Annotated in this window: 14 protein-coding genes; 10 read left to right on the top strand and 4 right to left on the bottom strand. The window is 73.4% G+C overall.

Going from position 1 to position 15,511, the window contains the following annotated elements; all coding sequences use genetic code 11:
• The first annotated feature begins 8 nt into the window (after positions 1-8).
• The 8 genes from OHS18_RS09390 to OHS18_RS09355 all read left to right on the top strand — a co-directional run bounded on the left by OHS18_RS09390 (position 9) and on the right by OHS18_RS09355 (position 9,376).
• Positions 9-1,172, top strand: coding sequence for an ADP-ribosylglycohydrolase family protein (locus OHS18_RS09390; protein WP_328616673.1), 1,164 nt, complete (start codon positions 9-11; stop codon positions 1,170-1,172).
• Positions 1,169-2,473 (top strand): ADP-ribosylglycohydrolase family protein, encoded by a 1,305-nt coding sequence (locus tag OHS18_RS09385; protein WP_328616672.1) that lies wholly within the window; start codon positions 1,169-1,171, stop codon positions 2,471-2,473. Before OHS18_RS09390 ends, OHS18_RS09385 begins: the two co-directional genes overlap by 4 nt.
• Positions 2,474-2,519: 46 nt before the next feature.
• Positions 2,520-3,407: a ribokinase gene (locus OHS18_RS09380; protein WP_328616671.1), complete on the top strand. Its 888-nt coding sequence runs from the start codon at positions 2,520-2,522 to the stop codon at positions 3,405-3,407.
• On the top strand, positions 3,404-5,287 hold the full coding sequence (locus tag OHS18_RS09375) for an SUMF1/EgtB/PvdO family nonheme iron enzyme (RefSeq protein WP_328616670.1): 1,884 nt from the start codon (positions 3,404-3,406) through the stop codon (positions 5,285-5,287). The genes OHS18_RS09380 and OHS18_RS09375 overlap by 4 nt, the downstream gene beginning before the upstream one ends.
• A complete protein-coding gene (locus OHS18_RS09370; protein WP_328616669.1) occupies positions 5,284-6,492 on the top strand; it encodes a CaiB/BaiF CoA transferase family protein in 1,209 nt (402 codons plus the stop codon). The genes OHS18_RS09375 and OHS18_RS09370 overlap by 4 nt, the downstream gene beginning before the upstream one ends.
• Positions 6,489-7,304, top strand: a complete 816-nt coding sequence (locus tag OHS18_RS09365) for an HpcH/HpaI aldolase/citrate lyase family protein (protein ID WP_328616668.1) — start codon at positions 6,489-6,491, stop codon at positions 7,302-7,304. Before OHS18_RS09370 ends, OHS18_RS09365 begins: the two co-directional genes overlap by 4 nt.
• A 96-nt stretch (positions 7,305-7,400) precedes the next feature.
• Positions 7,401-8,117, top strand: a complete 717-nt coding sequence (locus tag OHS18_RS09360; RefSeq protein ID WP_328616667.1) for a phosphatase PAP2 family protein — start codon at positions 7,401-7,403, stop codon at positions 8,115-8,117.
• Between the two features lie 23 nt (positions 8,118-8,140).
• Positions 8,141-9,376 (top strand): hypothetical protein, encoded by a 1,236-nt coding sequence (locus OHS18_RS09355; RefSeq protein WP_328616666.1) that lies wholly within the window; start codon positions 8,141-8,143, stop codon positions 9,374-9,376.
• Between the two features lies 1 nt (position 9,377).
• Here the strand turns inward: OHS18_RS09355 and wsfD are convergent, their stop codons facing one another.
• The 4 genes from wsfD to OHS18_RS09335 form a co-directional block, all read right to left on the bottom strand.
• A complete protein-coding gene (wsfD, locus tag OHS18_RS09350; protein WP_328616665.1) occupies positions 9,378-10,880 on the bottom strand; it encodes a glycan biosynthesis hexose transferase WsfD in 1,503 nt (500 codons plus the stop codon).
• Positions 10,881-10,946: 66 nt separating this feature from the next.
• Positions 10,947-11,159: a hypothetical protein gene (locus OHS18_RS09345; protein ID WP_328453960.1), complete on the bottom strand. Its 213-nt coding sequence runs from the start codon at positions 11,157-11,159 to the stop codon at positions 10,947-10,949.
• Positions 11,160-11,236: 77 nt separating this feature from the next.
• On the bottom strand, positions 11,237-11,665 hold the full coding sequence (locus OHS18_RS09340; RefSeq protein WP_328453962.1) for a DUF6010 family protein: 429 nt from the start codon (positions 11,663-11,665) through the stop codon (positions 11,237-11,239).
• An 86-nt stretch (positions 11,666-11,751) separates the two neighbouring features.
• Complete coding sequence (locus OHS18_RS09335; protein WP_328616664.1) at positions 11,752-13,542, bottom strand: flavin-containing monooxygenase; 1,791 nt, start codon at positions 13,540-13,542, stop codon at positions 11,752-11,754.
• A gap of 98 nt (positions 13,543-13,640) precedes the next feature.
• Between OHS18_RS09335 and OHS18_RS09330 the strand changes: the two genes are divergently transcribed.
• Together OHS18_RS09330 and OHS18_RS09325 are read left to right on the top strand one after the other, a co-directional pair.
• Positions 13,641-14,624, top strand: coding sequence for an SDR family NAD(P)-dependent oxidoreductase (locus OHS18_RS09330; RefSeq protein ID WP_328616663.1), 984 nt, complete (start codon positions 13,641-13,643; stop codon positions 14,622-14,624).
• Positions 14,621-15,508, top strand: a complete 888-nt coding sequence (locus OHS18_RS09325; protein WP_328616662.1) for an alpha/beta hydrolase — start codon at positions 14,621-14,623, stop codon at positions 15,506-15,508. The genes OHS18_RS09330 and OHS18_RS09325 overlap by 4 nt, the downstream gene beginning before the upstream one ends.
• Positions 15,509-15,511: the final 3 nt, after the last annotated feature.

Here is a 15,511-nt window from a genome sequence, read left to right as displayed (position 1 = left end):
GCGGATTCTTGACCTGGCTGGAAGACCGGGCCGTCGCGGTGATCACCGGCGCGGCCGTCGGGGACGCGCTCGGCGGCGCCACCGAAGGGTGGACCCCCGAGCAGATCGAAGAACGGCACGGCGGCCGGGTGACCGGAGTCGTCGGGCCGTGGTACCCGGACTGGCGGGACGCCCGCCCGATCGCGCCGTACCACAAGGGCGACGGGCACATCACCGACGACACCCTCATGACGCGGGCGCTCGTCGAGGTGTACGCGAAGCGCCGCGAACACCTCGACGCGTACGCAATGGCCGAGGACCTGGTGCCGCTGATGATCGGCGAGCCGCGCTGGGTGCCGGAGCTGGAGTCGACGGCGTTGCTGCTGCAGCGGGTGTTCCTCGCGGAGAAGTGGATCGTCGCGAGACTCCACTACGGCCACGTCGACCCGCGGGAAGCCGGCGTGGGCAACGTCGTCAACTGCGGGGCGGCGATGTACGTCGCGCCCGTCGGAGTCGTCAACGCGGGTGACCCGCGGGCCGCGTACGCCGAGGCGATCGACCTGACCGCGGCGCACCAGTCGAGTTACGGCCGCGAGGCGGCGGGCGTGCTGGCCGCGATGGTCGCCGCCGCGGTCGCCCCGGGCGCGTCGCTCGACGACGTCGTCGCGGCGGCGCTCGACGTGGCTCACGACGGGACCGCGGCGGCGCTGCGGGCCGTGGTCGACGAGTTCGGCGGCCGGACCGCCGCCCCGGCCACCGACGACGAAGAACGCGCGCTCGCCGCGCTCGTGCGGGAGACGGTGGCGCCGTTCGATTCGGTGGGGCCGCACTACCGGCAGATGTCGATGGACGCGCGCCGCCCGTCGCGGACCAAGGCGATCGAGGAGCTGCCGGCCGCGCTGGCGTTCGTCCTCGCGCACCGCGGCGACTTCCGCGGCGCGGTGCTCGCCTCGGTGAACTACGGCCGCGACGCCGACTCGATCGCCGTGATGGCGGCGGCGCTCTGCGCGGGCCTCGGTGGCACGGCCGTCGTGCCGAAGGAGTGGGTCGACACGGTCGGCGACGCCAGCCGGATGGACCTGCGCGAGACCGGGCACCTGCTGGCCTCGGCGGCCGCGGACATCCTGGCCGCCGACCGGGAACGCGCTCTCGCCCGCGTGGCGTCCCTCGACGTCCTCGGGGGCGCCGCGTGAGGCTGACCTGGGCACAGCCGGAGGACCTCCTGGCGCACGAGCTGGTGCAGTCGGCCGCGGAGGGCAAGGACGTCTCGGCGGTCCGGGACCGCTGGGTCGCGGCGGGCGGTGATCCCGTCCCGGTCGTGAGCGGCGCGGGTCCCGGGGCCGCCGAGCTGCGGGCGCTGGCGCGGGAGCTGCTCGACGAACTCGACGCGCTGCCGTCTGCTCCGGAGCCGTCGTGGGATTCGCTCGGCTTGTCGGCGCCGGCCTTGCCGCGCGGCGGGACGGACCGGCTGCTCGGCGCGTGGACCGGCCGGGCCGCCGGGTGCCTGCTGGGCAAGCCGGTGGAGAAGATCCCCCGCGCGGGCATCGAGGAGATCCTCCGCGCGACCGGCCGCTGGCCGCTGTCGGGCTGGTTCACCGCGGTGGGTCTGCCGGCCGAGGTGTCCGCGCGGTGGCCGTGGAACCGGCGTTCGGCCCCGACGTCGCTCGAGGAGAACATCGACGGGATGCCCGAGGACGACGACCTCAACTACCCGATCCTCGCGCTCACCCTGCTGGAGACGCACGGGCGCGGCTTCGGCACGGACGACGTCGCCCAGCTGTGGCTGGACAACCTGCCCGCGGGCCGGGTGTTCACGGCCGAGCGGGCGGCGTACCGCAACATCCTCGACGCCCGCGCGGATCCCGCGACGTACCGGAACCCGTTCCGCGAGTGGATCGGCGCGCTGATCCGCGCGGACGTCTTCGGCTGGGTCTGCCCGGGCGACGTCGTTTCCGCCGCGCGGATGGCGTGGACCGACGCGCGGTTGAGCCACACGCGCAACGGCGTGTACGGCGCGATGTGGGCGGCGGCCTTGGCGTCGGCGGCGATGGTGTGCGCGACGCCGGACGAGGTGCTCGACGCGGCTGAAGCCGTGATCCCGGCGGGGAGCGCATTGGCTTCCGCGGTCGCGCTGGGCCGTTCGGCGGCGTTGTCGGGCGATGTCCGCGTGGGCCTCGACCAGCTGCACGCCGCGTACGGCGACCTGCATTGGGTGCACGTGCTCAACAACGCGGCGGTGATCGCGTACGCGCTGGCCAAGGGCGGGGGAGAGTTCGGCCCGAGTGTCTCGATCGCGGTGACGGCCGGCTGGGACACCGACTCGGCCGCGGCGACGGTCGGGGGAGTGGTCGGCGCGTTGCGCGGGGTCGAGGGCATCGGCGAGTACTGGACAAAGCCCCTGGACGGCCGCATCGCGACGTCGCTGCCCGGCGGGGAGCGGCAGATCGCGGACCTGGCGGCCCGCACGGCGGCGCTGGTGGAGGTGACGTCATGACCGGGTCGGTGGCGCAGATCGGCACGGCGTTCACGGACGGCGTGTCGTGACCGGGCGGGTGGTCGTCGTCGGCTCGGCGAACGTGGACCTCGTCGTCGACGTGCCCCGGCATCCGCACGGCGGCGAGACCGTCCTCGGCGACCGGCTCCGCCGCAGTCCCGGGGGCAAGGGTGCCAACCAGGCCGTCGCCGCCGCGTGGGCCGGGAGTGCCGACACCACCTTCGTCGGCGCCCTCGGCGAGGACGAGGCCGCGGACCTGCTGCTCGTCTCGCTCGGCGGCGCCGGCGTCCGGACCGACCTCGTCGCGCGCGTGGACGCGCCGACCGGGACCGCATTCGTGACCGTCGATCCGGAGGGCGAGAACGCCATCGTCGTCGCTCCCGGCGCCAACCACCTCCTGCGCCTCGGCGCGCGGCAGGCCGAGCGGATCGCCGAGGCCGACGTCGTGCTGGCCCAGCTGGAGATCCCCCTCGACGTCGTGACCGCGGCCGCCGGACTCCGCAAGCCGGGCGCGCTCTTCGTCCTCAACGCGGCGCCGTCGCGCGACCTGCCCGCCGAGCTGCGGGCCGCGATCGACCTCCTGGTCGTGAACGAGCACGAGGCCGCCGACCTCGCCGGCACGCCCGAGGCCCTGCTGGACCACGTGCCCGCGGCCGTGGTCACCCTCGGCGGCGACGGCTGCCTCGTCCTCCAGCGTGCTCGGGAACCGTTTCGTATCAAGGGAATCCGGGTGGACGTCGTCGACACGACCGGCGCCGGTGACACCTTCTGCGGCGTCCTCGCGGCCGGGCTCGCCCGCGGTCTCGACGTCGCAGAAGCCGCGCGGCTCGCGACCGCGGCCGGCGCTCTGGCCGTCACCCTTCCCGGCGCGCAGACCGCCGTCCCGTCCGCCGAAGAGGTCGCGGTGCTCGCGGCCGGAGGAACAGTGTCATGACCGTCCCGTTCGACCCGCTCGTCCCGCGGCCCATCGACCGGCCGACGCCGGTGCGCGGCCCGCTGTCCGAAATGGACGAGGCCAAGATCTTCGCCGCGCCCGACGACCCGGCGGACGTCCCCGCGTGGCGCGAAAAGCTCCGCGCGTGGCGCGAAGACGCGCGAGCCCGCCACGGCTACACCGGCGAGGCCTACGCGCGTCCCGGCGCGACCTGGGCGGCGACCTGCTACAGCGTCGCCCAGGTGTGGCTGTGGGACGAGCTCCTGTACTCGTTCGACGACCACCGGTTCACCCCGCAGCGGTTCCTCGACGACGCCCGCGAGCGCTTCGGCGGCCTCGACGCCGTCGTCCTCTGGCACGCCTACCCGGTGATCGGCCTCGACGACCGCAACCAGTGGGACTTCTACCGCGACGTCCCGGGGCTGCAGACCCTCGTCGAGAACCTGCACGACGCCGGGCTTCGCGTCTTCGTCGACTACAACCCCTGGGACGTCGGCACCCGCCGCGGCGCCGACGACCTCACCGAACTGGCCGCGCTCGTCGCCGACCTCGACGCCGACGGCGTCTTCCTCGACACCCTGAAGAAGGCCGAGCCCGAGTTCGTCGAACGGCTCGAAGCCGCCAAACCGGGGCTCGTCCTGGAGGGCGAGTCGAAGCTCGCGGTCGAGCGGATCGAGGACCACACCGCGTCGTGGGCCCAGTTCTTCGCCGACTCGCCCGTGCCCGGCGTCCTGCGCGCCCACTGGTACGAGCGCCGCCACATGCAGCACCACGTCCGCCGCTGGCACCGCGACCACACCGAAGAACTGCAGTCCGCGTGGCTCAACGGCGTCGGCGTCATGGTCTGGGAGGTGGTCTTCGGCGTGTGGGTCGGCTGGTCCCGCCGGGACGCCGCGACCGTGCGGCGGATGGTGACCGTCCAGCGCGCCGCGAGCGACCTGCTGCTCGACGGCGACTGGACGCCGCTGGCCGACCTGGCACCCGGGCTGCACGCGTCGAGCTGGGAGCTGGACGGCGTGACACTGTGGACGATCGTCAACCGCGGCGACACCGACTACGAGGGTGCGCTGCCGGGCCTCGACCTCCTGGGTGGGGTGCCGGCCCGGGGGATCGGCGCGGCCCTGGAGATCGCCGAGGGTGCGACCGAGCCCGCGTGGCTGCACGACCTGGAGACCACCCCGCACGACCCCGACGCCCGCTTCCCGCACCGGCTCGCGACGCGCGTCAGTCCACAAAGGACCATCGGCGAACCCGAGCCGGACGCCGTCGTCGTCCCGGCCGGACCGTACGTGCTGACCGTCCGCTACCGCGCCCGCGAAACCGGCATGTACCAGGGCGCGCCCTACGTGGACGAATGGAAGCCGCTCCCGCCGCGCCTGCACGACGCCCGGACGCTGCAGCGCGAGGGCGAGCTGGTCACTCCGGTCGCCGTCGCGGTCACCGAAGTGACGAACGCCCAGTTCGCCGAGTTCGTCGAAACCACCGGCTACCAGCCGACGCAGCCCCACCGATTCCTGGCGCACAGTGGCGATAAGGACGAGCCGGTGACCTACGTCGACCTCGACGACGCCCGCGCGTACTGCGCCTGGCGCGGCGGCCGGCTGCCCACCGAGGACGAATGGCAGCTCGCGGGGGAGACCGGTCGCCTCGGGCGCGGCACCCCCGCCGTGTGGAACTGGACCGAAAGCGAACACTCGGACGGACGGACGCGCTTCGTGATGCTCAAGGGCGGCAGCGACTACCGGGCCGAAGGCTCCGAGTGGTACGTCGAGGGCGGCCGCCGCGAACCGGCCTACAGCGTCAAACTCCTGCTGCCCGGACTCGGCCTCGCCCGCGCGGCGACGGTCGGCTTCCGGTGCGCCTGGGACGTGACCGCATGAGCGTCACCCGCGATTCCGCCGGCGGCGCGCTCGCCGGGCTGCGTGTCGTCGACGCGTCCACGCTGTTCGCCGGCCCGATGGCCGCGATGCACCTGGGCGACATGGGCGCCGAGGTGATCAAGGTCGAGCACCCGCGCAAGCCCGACCCGTCGCGCAGCCACGGCGCCGCGAAAGACGGCGTCAACCTGTGGTGGAAGACCTTGGGGCGCAACAAGCGCACCATCACCGCCGACCTCGGCAGCGAAGGCGGCCGGGAGGTGTTCCTCGCGCTCGTCACCAGCGCGGACGTCGTCATCGAGAACTTCCGTCCCGGCACTCTCGAGCGCTGGGGCCTCGGCTACGACGTGCTGGCCGGCCGGAACCCGCGGCTCGTGCTCGCCCGCGTCACCGGTTTCGGTCAGCTGGGTCCGTACCGCTCGCGGCCGGGCTTCGGCACCCTCGCCGAGGCGATGAGCGGGTTCGCGGCGACGACCGGGGAACCGGACGGCCCGCCGACGCTCCCGCCGTTCGGGCTCGCCGACGGCGTCGCGTCGCTGGCCACGGCGTACGCGATCATGGTCGCGCTCGCGTCGCGCGGGCAGAGCGGGCGCGGACAGGTCGTCGACACCGCCATCATCGAGCCGATGCTGGCCATGCTGGGGCCGCAGATCACGCGCTGGGACCAGTTGGGGACCGTCCAGCCGCGCACCGGGAACCGGTCCACGAACAACGCGCCGCGCAACACCTACCGCACCGCCGACGGCCAGTGGGTCGCGGTGTCGACGTCGGCGCAGTCGATCGCGGAGCGCGTCGTCCGGCTCGTCGGGCGGCCCGACCTGGCCGACGAGCCGTGGTTCGCGACCGGCGCCGAACGGGCGCGGCACGCCGACGAACTCGACGAAGCCGTCGGCAAGTGGATCGGGCAGCGCTCGCGTGATGACGTCGTCGCGGCGTTCGAACAGGCGCAGGCCGCGGTGGCGCCCATCTACGACGCCGCGGACATCGTCGAAGACCCGCAGTTCCGGGCCCTCGGCACGATCCACGAGATCGAGGACCCCGACCTCGGGCCGATGCTCATGCAGGGCCCGCTGTTCCGGCTTTCGGGCCACGACGGCGTCATCGGCTTCACCGGACGGCCGCACGGCGCCGACACCGACGCGGTGCTCGGCGAGCTGGGGTTCTCCCCGGAGCGCGTCGCGGAACTGCGCGAGCGGGGTGCGGTGTGAGCCCGCCGCTGACGTTCCTCTACGCCCCCGCCGACCGGCCGGACCGGGTGCGCAAGGCCCTGGACTCCGCGGCCGACGTCGTGCTCGTCGACCTGGAGGACGCCGTCGCGCCCGCGCGCAAGGACGAGGCGCGGGAGAACGTCCTGCGGCTGCCGGCTTCCCCGGGGCGTCCGGTGCAGGTGCGCGTCAACCACCCGAGCACGCCGTGGCACGCCGCCGACCTCGCGGCGGTCGCGGCGTTGCCGCTGGAAGTTGGGGTGCGGCTGCCGAAAGTCGAGTCACCCGAAGAGATCCTGGCCGTCGCGGCCGCGCTGCCGGACCGTGCGCTGCACCCGCTCATCGAGTCGGCGCTGGGCGTGGAACGGGCCCTCGACATCGCGACGGCGTCCCCGCGGATCGCGTCGATCGGCCTCGGGGAAGCCGACCTGCGCTCGGATCTCGGCGTCGCCGACGACGCCGGCCTGACGTGGGCCCGCAGCCGCGTGATCGTCGCGGCGCGGGCGGCCCGGCTGGCGCCGCCCGCGATGTCGGCCTACGTCAACGTCCGGGACCTCGCCGGCCTGGCCGAATCCTGCCGGGCGGGCCGGGCGCTCGGCTTCCGCGGCCGGACGGCGATCCACCCGGTCCAGCTGGAGACGATCCGGACGGCGTTCCTGCCGACACCGCAGGAGGTCACGCGGGCGCGGGAGGTCCTCGAGCGGGTCACCGGCGCGACAGCGGCCGGGGTCGGGGCGATCGCCCTCGCCGACGGCACCTTCCTCGACGTCGCGATGGTCGAACAGGCGCGAACGGTGCTCTCGCTGGCCGATTGACCGGTAGTGCGCCCCAAGGCCGCCTCAGGGCGCGATTCCGGACCGCTGGCAGCCGAACCTCAGGCGCACGACACCCAGCCGGTAGGGTCGCGCCGCATGTCCCAGGAACGGGTCCGGCGCGGCCGGCTCGCGTGGTACCTCGAAGCGCCGCTGCTCGTCATCGGCTACGTCGCCTTCGGCTTCGCCCGGGCCGCGGTCTACCGGGGTGACGGGCCGGCGACGAGCGTCGCGGTGTTCGTCCAGCGCCTGGAACAGACCCTGCGGATCGCCGTCGAGTACCCGCTCAACCACGCGATGCTTGGGCACCCGGTCGTGATCCACGTCGTCGGTTACTTCTACCGGATCTGCGTGGTCGCCGTGCCGGTGGTGCTGATCTGGCTCTACGTCACCCGCTCCGCGCGCTACCGCCGGCTGCTGCTCGTCCTCGTCGTGACGATGCTCCTGGACGTCGTGCTCGTGTGGCTCTTCCCGGAGTCGCCGCCGAGGATGGCCCAGAGCGGCATCGTCGACCACATGGCGACCTACGACATCCTCGGCGGCGCCGCGTCCCGCACCCCGAACCGGGCGGTGAACCCCCTGGCGGCGATGCCGAGCATGCACATCGCGTGGACGACCTGGTGCGCGTACGCCGTGTCGTCGTCGGTGCGCTCGCGCCGGGCGTGGCTCGCGTGGTTGTTCCCCCTGCTGACGGTGGTGGTGGTCCTTGTGACCGGGCACCACTACGTCCTGGACATCGTGGCCGGCGTCGCCCTCGTCGCGCTCTCGATCGGGCTGGTACAAGTGGCGTACAAGCGCCGATGTACGGAATTTTGACCGGTGGGTGCGGCAATGGCGCCATGCGAATTCCCCGAGTGCTCCTTCTCGTGCTGGCCGTGGTGGCCGGCGCGCTGGCGATACCCGGCACGGCGAGTGCCGCCTACAGCGACCCGCTGACCACCACGGCCAAGCAGAACCTGGTCTGGCACGCGACGCCGGCCGCCGCGCTGACGGCGCTGGACAGCGCACTGCCGAACGTCAGCCTCAACACCGTCGTCCACGACCCGAGCTACACGATGACCGGCTGCACCGGCGCGGAGAAGGCCGCGCTGCCCAAGGCGCCGGCCGCCACGAAGTCGCTGTGCTGGGACGCCGAACGCGCGGGCAGCACGACCTGGGTGCCGCAGGGCATCACGACGTCCGGCGACGCCGACGACGACGGCCTGTGGGGCGCGGACAAGATCATCCTGTCCGGCTGGCACAGCACCGACGCGCTCGGCCGCTACGACGACGCGCGGATCCAGGCGGTCGACTACGACACCCCCGCTGCCGCCGCCCACCGGATGATGTACCTGGCCGTGCCGAACAGCACCGGCAGCACCTTCTCGGCGGCGAAGGCGCACATGGGCGGAATGGCCTGGTACGGCGACAAGATCTACGTCACCGCCGTCGGGAACACCTCGACCGCGATCCGGGTGTTCAGCACCAAGAACATCCTGCAGCTGACCGACACGACGTCGAACGCCATAGGCAAGACGTCGGGCGGATATGCGGCGTACACGTACAAGTACGCGATGATGCAGGTCGGCTACTACAGCTACGCGGGCGGCACCTGCAGCATGGCCTCCGACACCGGAGTGCCGTGCTTCTCGTCGATTTCCCTGGACCGCAGTACCTCGCCGGCGACGGTGGTGACGACGGAGTACTTCTCCGACCAGAGCCTGCACGGCCGGCTCTACCGCTTCCCGATGGGGACGGACTACCTGCTGACGGGGACCGCGACGGAGGCGTTCCGCGGTTCGGTGGGCAACATGCAGGGCGTCCTCTCCCACGGCGGCAAGTGGTACGTCGCCCACAGTTCGGCGACGATCAACGGCCAGCTCTGGACCCAGACGACAACGCAGAGCACGTCGGCCACCTGCGGCTCGACGTCGACGACGGCTTGCTGGGCGGTGCACCCGGAGGCGCTGACGTACGACTGGTCGACGGGCCTGGTCTGGTCCCAGTCCGAGTGGTCGACGGCGGACTGCACCGCGCAGGGGCAGACGTGCGGCCGGTCGGTGTTCGCGGTGCCGCTGTCCTCCCTGGCGAGCTGATTCAGCCGGCTTGAGGTGTCGGTTCGCTCTGCGGCTCCGGTTCGGCCACCGGGGCCGCGGGGCGACGGCGTCGCCTCAGCTGCTCGCGGACGAACCGGTACACCACCGGGGCCGCCATGACGCACAGCGACAGTGCCGCCGCGTCCAGCAGGTACGCCGCCAGCCAGACGTGCTTCGCGATCTCGAAATACCCGTCACCCACCACCGCCATCACCGCGATGCCCAGGGCCGCCGTCACCGACACGCCCGCCATCAGGCCCGCGCGGTTCGTCCACGCCCGGCGGCGGACCAGGGCCACCACCGCCGCGGCCAGGCCCAGCAGGACCAGCAGGGACGGCCACCACGGGAGGCTCATGCCGTCGAGCCACTCGCGGAACGTCGCCGGGTTGCCGCCCATGTCGCCGCTGACCGGGGCCGAGTTGTCCGGGGCCTTGGTCGCCGCGCCCCAGGGGTGGTTCGGCAGGTACGGCAGGTCGCGGCCGTGCGTGGCCTGCAGGCCGATGCCGATCGCGCGGGCCAGGGCCGCCGGGTGGGACAGCAGCAGGCTCCAGACCTTGCCCTTGACGACGCTGGGCTCCTCCAGCAGCACGTCGGCGCCGGCCAGCTGCTCCGGACCGTCGGGGTAGTACGCCTTGCCCGCGCTCTGGTTCGCGGACTCGGGCAGGCCCAGCCCGGCCGCCGAGCCCGGCAGCTCGACCAGGCCGAGGGTGTAGACGACGTTCACCGCGTTGACGTCGGCGTAGTTGCGCTCCTGCCAGGCGAGGTTCGCCCGGATCGGCGCGATGATCTCCAGCACCAGCAGGACGGCGAGCAGCGGCCCGACGAGCCGCCCGGACCACCACCGCCCGGCGCCCGCCCGGGCGCCGGTCACCGCGCAGACGAGCACGGCCAGCACGAACAGGGGCAGGAACCCGATCTTCGCCAGCCCTGCGACGACGCCGCCGGCCGCGACCAGCAGCAGTGCGGACAGCCGCTCGAAGCCGTCCTCGACCTTGGTGCCGGCGATCACCGCGAGCCCGCAGAGCAGCGTGTACGCGCCGAACAGGCCGGCGGGTTCGCCGAACGTCGAGAGGAACAGCCGCGCGAAGTCGGGGTTGAGCAGGGGAAGCACGGGCGGGATCAGCAGCGCGAGCCGGCGCCACCCGCGCCCGAGCAGCGCCCAGGCCGCGAGCCCCGTGACCAGGAAGACCAGCAGCGTGTACAGCCAGCCGAGCGAGGTGAGGCTGAACGCCCCGTCGCCGTCCGCGACCGCCTTGAACAGGACCGCGGCGCTCGAGGGCTGCGGGTCGGGGCACGGCGTGCCCCGGCCGAAGTCCAGGACGACGCCGCCGAGCCAGCTCGCTTTGTGGTCGGGGGTGGCCGGGCTGAGCCCGGCGGTGCAGAACAGCCGGTAGCCGTCACCGTTGTCGCCGGCGCCGTTCGGGGTGCCGAGAAGACCGAGACTGATGATCAGTCCCAGCGCAGCGACGAACCCGGCCGCGACGGCCATCCCCACCCTCTTCACACCGGTCAGCCTAGGTGGTGGGTTCGCCGGGCGGTTCCGGAACACCCGATTCCGGTGGTCCGGATCTCAGCCGGAGTGGCCGCACTGCAGGACGGGTGCGCCGGCCAGTGCCTCGCAGGCCGGGCACCTGGTCATCGGGCGCTCGCGCCGTCCCCAGTACGGGTGGGTCGCCCCGCACAGCGCCGTGACGCGGTCACCGGGGCCGGGGTCCGGGTTGCAGCGGGGGCAGTAGGCGTGCGCCGCGCGTTCGACGGCGGTGCTGTCTTGGCTGGCGCTCATGCGGTCGGGATACCCGGCCGGGCGGGGCCGCAACCGCGCCGGGCCATGGTCAGCTCGCGGTCTGCCTTCGAGCAGGTCTACGGCGAGCTCGGTGAGACGTCGGCGGCCGGGCGGCCGGGGCGTGAGCGCAGGGACGTCCACACGGACCGGCCGCCGGTGAAGCACCAGATCGCGATCACCGGGTCGCAGAACGCGCAGCCGAACGACGAGTCGTGGGCGAACGGGAGGATCGGCTGGCCCTTGAGGTGGTGGACGACGTCCCAGCCGGTGTGCAGGAGCCAGCCGATCCCGATGAACGTCCACGAGCCGAGCCCGCGGAACGCGACGTAGGTCATGACCGCGCAGAACACCAGTTCCCACGGCCCGAGCGCGCCGCCCGACAGGTAGGCCGCGCCGGCGCCGGCGATCATCACCGCGTTGACGCGCTGCCGGTGCGGCTCGCGGATCAGCGAGTTGAGCAGGACGTAGAGGACGCCGATCAGGATCGGCGCGAGTACCGCGATCATGCTGGATCACGCTAGGAACCGGCGGGCGCGCCGGCCAGTGGCTGTTCTGCCATCCTCCGCCGGATTCTCGCCAGGCGGGCGGCGCCTCACATGACCTCGTCCATCCCGCCGTTCTCCCGCCACGCGGCGAGGAGCGCGTGGAAGGCGACCGGCCCGTCGCCGAACGACTGGCCGCGTTCCCGGGGCCTGCCCTCGTTGTTGTAGTAGCCCGGGGTGCAGTCGAGCTGGAACTTGTACCGGTCGGGCGCCTTCCGGCGGATCGTCTCGACCCACGCCTCCTCGGCCGCCGCGGTGGGCTCCACAACGGACGCCCCGCGCTCGCGGGCTTCGGCGACGACCGCCCCGATGTGGCTCGCCTGCTCGTCCAGGACGTGGACGAAGTTCACCGAGCTCGCGTTCTGCAGGGGTCCGAGGTGGAACAGGTTCGGGAACCCGTGGCTCGCGAAACCGTGCAGTGTCCGAGGCCCGCCGCGCCAGTGCTGCAGCAGCGAGACGCCGTCGCGCCCGACGATCGGCAGGCGCCCGGCCAGGACGTCCGAGACGCCGACGGCGAACCCGGTCGCGAAGATGATGCAGTCGACCTCGTACTCCCGGCCGCCGGCGACGACGGCCCGTTCGGTGACGGCTTCCACACCGCCGCTGTCGGCCGTGTCCACCAGGGTGACGTTCGGCCGGTTGAACGTCTGGAGGTAGTGGTCGCTGAACGTCGGACGCTTGCACATGTAGCGGTACCAGGGCTTGAGCGCCTCGGCCGTGGCCGGGTCGGTGACGAGCTCGTCGACCCGGTCGCGCAGCTCGTTCATCTTCCGGAAGTCGGCGATCTCGTCGGCCTGCTCGCGGGCTTCGGGGGCGAGGTCCGCGTACGCGTCGGTCGCGATCAGCTGCTGCAGCAGGCGGGCGCTGCCGGTCCAGCCGTCGCCGACCAGGTCCTCCTCGGCCCGGCCGCCGGTGACGACGGTGAGGAAGTTGTCCCGGCGCCGCCGCTGCCAGCCGGGGGTGAGCGACGACGCCCACGCCGGATCGGTGGGCCCGTTCCCGCGGACGTCCACGGTCGACGGCGTCCGCTGGAAGACGACCAGTTCGCGGGCGTCGCGCCCGAGGTGGGGGACGACCTGGACGGCGGTCGCGCCGGTGCCGATGAGCGCGACGCGCTTGTCGGCCAGCCCGGTCAGGCCGCCGTCGGCGGTGCCGCCGGTGTAGCCGTAATCCCACCGGCTGGTGTGGAAGGTGTGCCCGGTGAACGTGTCGATGCCGGGGATGCCGGGCAGTTTCGGGTGGTCGAGCGTCCCGCTGGAGACGACGACGTAGCGTGCGCGGATCTCGTCGTCGCGGTCGGTGCGGACGAGCCACTCGCCGTCGTCCCAGCGCAGCTCCCGGACCGCGGTGCGGAAGCACGCGTCGTCGTACAGGCCGAACGTCCGGCCGATCGCGCGGGCGTGCTCCAGGATCTCCGCGCCGGGCGCGTACTTCCAGCCGGGGACGTGGCCGACCTCCTCCAGCAGCGGGAGGTACACGTAGGACTCGAGGTCGCAGTGGATGCCGGGGTAGCGGTTCCAGTACCACGTGCCGCCGAAGTCGCTGCCCTTTTCGATCACGCGGATGGTCCCGACGCCGGCCTGGCGCAACCGCGCGGCGGCGAGCAGGCCGCCGAACCCGCCGCCGACCACCACGGCCTCGACGCGGTCGCGCAGCGGCTCGCGGACGAGCTCGCCCTCGACGTACGGGTCTTCGGCGTAGTACCCGAAGCGGCCGGTGGGGCGCTGGTACTGCGCGCTGCCCTCCGGCCGCAGGCGCCGGTCGCGCTCGGCGCGGTACTTCGCGCGCAGGGCGTCCGGGTCGAAGCCCAGGTCGGCGGGCAGGGGCGAGGTGGGGGACATGGGTGGCCTTCCGGGTTCGGTGATCGGCTCACCTCCAGCAAACCCAGTCCGGAAACTGTGGTCAAGCAAGTGATTTAAAACTGGGGTAGGCTGTCGCCATGATCACCGCGGACACGCCGATCGGCGAGTGGGTGGCCCACCCCGAAGGCGGCCCGCTCATCCGGGCCCTGCTCGCCGGCGCGGGCTTCGACGAGAGCGTGCTCGCGCCGATCCGGCAGGTTCCGCTGGGCCGGCTCGTCGCGCTCAGCCAGGGAAAACTCGGCCAGGACGTCGTCGACGACCTGGTCGCGCGCGTCAACGACGGGGTCGTCCCCGCGGCCACCGGTGCCCGGGAGCGGACCGTCCCCGGCCGGTTCGAGGGCCGGACGGTCGTGGTGACCGGCGCGGCTTCCGGCATCGGCCGCGCCACGGCGTCGCGCATCACCCGCGAAGGCGGCCGGGTCGTCGCGGTCGACGTCTCGGCGGGCCGGCTCGACGAGTTCGCCGCGCGGTCGCCCGGACTCGTCCCGGTCGCCGCGGACATCACCGACGCCGCCGGGATCGAGCGGATCCTGGCCGCCGCCGGGACGCGGATCGACGGGCTGGCCAACGTCGCCGGGATCGCCGACGACTTCTCACCGGCCCACGAGGTCAGCGACGAGCTGTGGCGGCGCGTCTTCGCGGTCAACGTCGACGGCACGTTCCGGCTCATCCGCGCGGTCGTCCCGGCGATGCTCGAAGCGGGATCCGGGTCGATCGTGAACATCGCCTCCGAGGCCGCGTTGCGTGGCTCGGCCGCCGGGGTCGCTTACACCGCTTCGAAACACGCGGTCGTCGGGATCACCCGGAACTGCGCGGTGATGTACGGGCCGCGCGGCATCCGCGTCAACGCCGTCGCGCCGGGCGGGGTGGCGACCGGCATCGGGCAGAGCGGCACACCGTCGGCGTTCGGGCAGGATCGGCTCGGCGCGTTCTTCGGGCTGATGCCGCCGATCGCCACGGCGGAGCAGCTCGCCGCGTCGATCACGTTCCTGCTGAGCGACGACGGCGCGAACGTCAACGGCGTCGTGCTGCCCTCGGACGGCGGGTGGTCGGCCCAGTGAAGCTCTCCGAGATCGCGCCCGAGCTGCGCGGCAAGGCGCGGTGGCTGCCGCGCCTGCCGCTGGAACGCGCCTGGGGGCTGCGCCTGGTGCGGTGGGGGACCACCCGGGCGCGGCCGGCGGCCGCGCCGGACGTCGACGTCGAGGTCACGCCGGGGTGGCGGGTCTACCGGCCACGCGAGCCGCGGTCCGACCTGACGCTCCTGTGGATCCACGGCGGCGGCCTGGTCATCGGCGCCGCGGTCCAGGACGACCGGTTCTGCGCGGACACCGCCCGCGAGCTGGGTATCACCGTGGTGTCGGCCGAGTACCGGCTCGCCCCGGAGGCCCGGTACCCGGCGGCGCTCGACGACTGCCACGCCGCCTGGACGTGGACGCGCGAGCACGCCGCCGACCCGGCCCGGGTGATCGTCGGCGGGCAGAGCGCCGGCGGCGGCCTCGCGGCCGCGCTGGTCCAGCGCCTGCGTGACGCGGGGGAGCGGCCGCCGGCCCAGTGGCTGTTCTGCCCGATGCTCGACGACCGCACGGCCGCCCGCCGCGACCTCGACGCCCGGCGGCACCGGGGCTGGGACAACCGCCTCAACCGCTTCGGCTGGCGCGCCTACCTCGGCGTCGAACCCGGGGCGGAGGTCGTCCCGCACTACGCGGTCCCCGCCCGCCGCGAGAACCTGAGCGGCCTCCCGCCGGCCTGGATCGGCGTCGGCGACATCGACCTGTTCCACGACGAAGACGCCGAGTACGCCCGCCGGCTGCGCGCGGCGGGCGTCGACACGACCGTCCACGTGGCACCGGGCGCGCCGCACGGGTTCGAGGCCTGGGCCCCGGACACCGGCTTCGCCCGCGACTACCTCGCCACCGCGCGGGGGTGGTTGAGCCGGTTCGCCTGATGC

It is taken from the genome of Amycolatopsis sp. NBC_00355, from assembly GCF_036104975.1.
In the GTDB taxonomy this organism is placed as follows: domain Bacteria; phylum Actinomycetota; class Actinomycetes; order Mycobacteriales; family Pseudonocardiaceae; genus Amycolatopsis.
Note: the sequence above shows the minus strand (reverse complement) of the source record. Positions and strands in the feature narration are given on the sequence as shown.